Consider the following 2,869-nt stretch of genomic DNA (forward strand, 5'->3'; position numbering starts at 1 on the left):
TCGATGAACTGGTCCTCGCGCGGCTTGAAGACGCGCTTCGGCCGTTCGCCGGCCGCTTCCGCGCCTTCAGGCCGGGCCCGGGGCGTGAAATTCTTCTTCGGATGCTCGAATTTCGGCGCGGCCTTGGCCCAGCCCGCCTTCTTGGGCGGACGGGCGGCGCGTTCGGCGGCGGCGTCAGCCGCAGCCCCGGCGGCGCGGACGCGGCTGGGCTTGCGCGACGGATCGGAAATCGCCGACCCCGAAGCGCCCTTGACGATCGGCGCCGAGGTGCGGCGGCCGGGGATGGGCGCGGGCGTGGAGACCGTATTGCCCTGGGGCAGGTTCTCGGGGCGGATATGCTGGGCCAGCATCTCGCGGATCACGCGGGGCCCGACCTCCTCGACCGAACCGGTCGGCAGGGTGCCGAGCTGGAACGGGCCATAGGCCAGGCGGATCAGCCGGTTCACGGTCAGGCCGAGGTGTTCCAGAACCTTGCGGACCTCGCGGTTCTTGCCCTCGGTGATGGAGACGCTGATCCACAGGTTGGCGGGCGCATTGCCGTCGCTGTCCTTGGCCTTGTCGAGCGTGGCCTCGATGGGGCCGTAGCGGATGCCGTCGACGGTGACGCCGTCCTTGAGGGAGTCGAGCTGCAGCTGGCTGACCCGGCCGCGCGCGCGGGCCCGGTACTGGCGCACCAGTTCGGTCTGCGGCAGCTCCAGCGCGCGGCTCAGCTCGCCGTCGTTGGTCAGCAGCAGCAGGCCTTCGGTGTTCAGGTCGAGCCGTCCGACCGAGATCACCCGCGGCAGGCCGCTGGGCAGGGCGTCGAACACCGTCGGGCGGCCGCCCGGGTCGTTGTGCGAGGTCACCAGGCCGGCGGGCTTGTTGTAGCGCCAGACACGGGTGGCCTGGGCCGAGCCGATCGGCTTGCCGTCGACGGTGATCACATCGTCGCGAGTGACCAGGACGGCGGGCGTATCGAGGATCTTGCCGTTCACGGCGACCTTGCCCAGGCCGATCAGCCGCTCGACCTCGCGGCGCGAGGCGATGCCGGCGCGAGCCATGGCCTTGGCGATGCGCTCGCTGCGCTTGGGACCCTCGTCGGCCTTGGGCGCGGGCTTGCCGTCCTTCGGGAAGGGTTTGCCGCCCGGTTTGCCGAAGGATTTGCCGGCCTTCGGAGGGCCGCGCTCGTCGCCGCCCTCGACGCGCTTGACGTAGGGTTTGCGGGGGCCGTCGCGGCTGTCGTCTTGACGCGGGCGCGGCTTCTTGTCGTTGTCTCGGGGATGGCTGGCCATGATGAGCGGTTCATGCACATGGCCTTGGCGTGTGCGCAAGCGGCGGCGGACGCGGGAGAGACTCCCGTCGGCTGCGTGATCGTCGATGAATCGACCGGAGAAGTGATCTCGGAAGGTCGAAACGGCCCCATCGGCGCACATGATCCCACCGCTCACGCAGAGATCGCGGCGATACGGGCGGCGGGGACGAAGCTGGGAAATTATCGTCTCACCGGCCTGACCCTCTATGTGACCCTCGAGCCCTGCGCCATGTGCGCCGGGGCGATCAGCCATGCGCGGATCGGCCGGGTTGTCTGGGGGGCGGACGACCCGAAGGGCGGCGCGGTCGCGCACGGGCCCCGCTTCTTCGAACAGCCGACCTGCCACTGGAAGCCCGCCGTCGAGGGCGGGGTGCTGGCCACGCAGGGCGGCGACCTGCTGCGCGGATTCTTCCGCGCCCGGCGCAAAGGAACAGCGACGCCTGATGCACGTTAAGGCCCCGGGCCAACGGCTCAGCTTGTTCGGGAATAACATGAAGCTCGTGGTCGCCCTCGCCGTCGCCGCTGTCGCCCTGACCGCCTGCGGCCAGAAACCGAAGGATGCGCCGACCGACGGGGATTCCGTGCGCGAGCGGGCCCAGGAGGCCCAGACGGCGCGTCGGCGGACGGGCGCCGAGGCCCAGGATCGCGCCCTGAACCGTGTCATCCGCACCGTCTACCTGTGCAACAACAGCGAACGGCTTTCGGTCGATTTCGACAATCCGCGCCAGATGGCGACGGTGCGCAACTCCAGCGGCGAGGCGGTCGACCTGTTCCAGGAGCAGGCCCCGGACGGCATCTGGTACCGGGCCTCGGGCTATGAACTGCGCGGCAAGGGCGTGATGGCCACCTGGACCTCGGACGGGCGCGATCCGACGGACTGCCGCGCCGTCGACTAGGCGAAGGACGCCAGCCGGGCGTCCAGCCGGGCCCGGACCTCGGGCCAGTCCTCATCGAGAATGGCGAACTGGGCCGTGTCGCGGATGCGGCCCTTCCAGGTGATCTTGTGCTTGCGCAGAACGCCCTCGTCCCGCGCGCCCAGCTTGCGGATGGCGGCCTGGCTGGCGGGATTTACGGCGTCGGTGATGATCTCGACCCGCACCGCGCCCGCGTCGAAGGCGTGGCCCAGCAACAGGCGTTTGCACGATGGATTGACCGGGCCGCCCCGCGCCTCGGGGCGATAGAAGGTCGAGCCGATCTCGCAACGGCGATAGTCCGGCCTGATCTCGTACAGGCTCGTCGTGCCCACGACGGCGCCGTCGCAGGCGCGGCGGACGGCCCAGGCGATCCGGCTCCCCTGCTCCATCGCGGTCAGGGCGCCGCGCCACCAGCCGTCGAAATGCGGGCCGTAGGCGGCGCCGACCATGATGTCCCAGGATGCGGCGTCACAATCCAGCGCGGCGCGAACCTCGGCTTCCAGCGCCGGCGTGAACGGATCCAGCCGGACAAACCGGTTTTCCAGCGGAACGGCCGTCAGGATCATCCGGACCGGAATCAAGCGGCCCCCTCGGCCCTCAGGAATGCGGCCACCGCGGCGCGGTCCGCCGCCTTGTCGACGAAGGCGTCGCCGATGGCGCGGGC

At 70.4% G+C, this 2,869-nt stretch carries 4 protein-coding genes; 2 read left to right on the forward strand and 2 right to left on the reverse strand.

The genetic code is table 11. The features are described from left to right. On the reverse strand, positions 1-1,271 hold a 1,271-nt coding region (locus V6M42_RS13560; protein ID WP_332678970.1), incomplete at its 3' end, for a pseudouridine synthase. On the opposite strand from V6M42_RS13560, the gene tadA reads away from it, so the two are divergent. Then, the gene (gene tadA, locus V6M42_RS13565) at positions 1,260-1,745 is read left to right on the forward strand and encodes a tRNA adenosine(34) deaminase TadA (protein ID WP_332660647.1); all 486 of its coding nucleotides are present in this window, start codon (positions 1,260-1,262) and stop codon (positions 1,743-1,745) included. The two genes, V6M42_RS13560 and tadA, sit on opposite strands and share 12 nt — an antisense overlap. Positions 1,746-1,782: 37 nt before the next feature. Then, a complete protein-coding gene (locus tag V6M42_RS13570) occupies positions 1,783-2,187 on the forward strand; it encodes an MliC family protein (RefSeq protein ID WP_332678972.1) in 405 nt (134 codons plus the stop codon). Here V6M42_RS13570 and V6M42_RS13575 read toward each other — a convergent pair. Further along, the gene (locus V6M42_RS13575) at positions 2,184-2,771 is read right to left on the reverse strand and encodes a GNAT family N-acetyltransferase (protein ID WP_332678973.1); all 588 of its coding nucleotides are present in this window, start codon (positions 2,769-2,771) and stop codon (positions 2,184-2,186) included. The two genes, V6M42_RS13570 and V6M42_RS13575, sit on opposite strands and share 4 nt — an antisense overlap. Between the last annotated feature and the right edge of the window lie 98 nt (positions 2,772-2,869).

It is taken from the genome of Brevundimonas sp. (genome assembly GCF_036677305.1).
Lineage (GTDB): Bacteria > Pseudomonadota > Alphaproteobacteria > Caulobacterales > Caulobacteraceae > Brevundimonas.

Excerpts from the sequence above, each read along its gene's own strand:
- tadA (WP_332660647.1), top strand. The coding sequence starts at position 1,260 with ATGGCTGGCCATGATGAGCGGTTCATGCACATGGCCTTGGCGTGTGCG.
- V6M42_RS13570 (WP_332678972.1), top strand. The coding sequence starts at position 1,783 with ATGAAGCTCGTGGTCGCCCTCGCCGTCGCCGCTGTCGCCCTGACCGCC.
- V6M42_RS13575 (WP_332678973.1), bottom strand. The coding sequence starts at position 2,771 with ATGATCCTGACGGCCGTTCCGCTGGAAAACCGGTTTGTCCGGCTGGAT.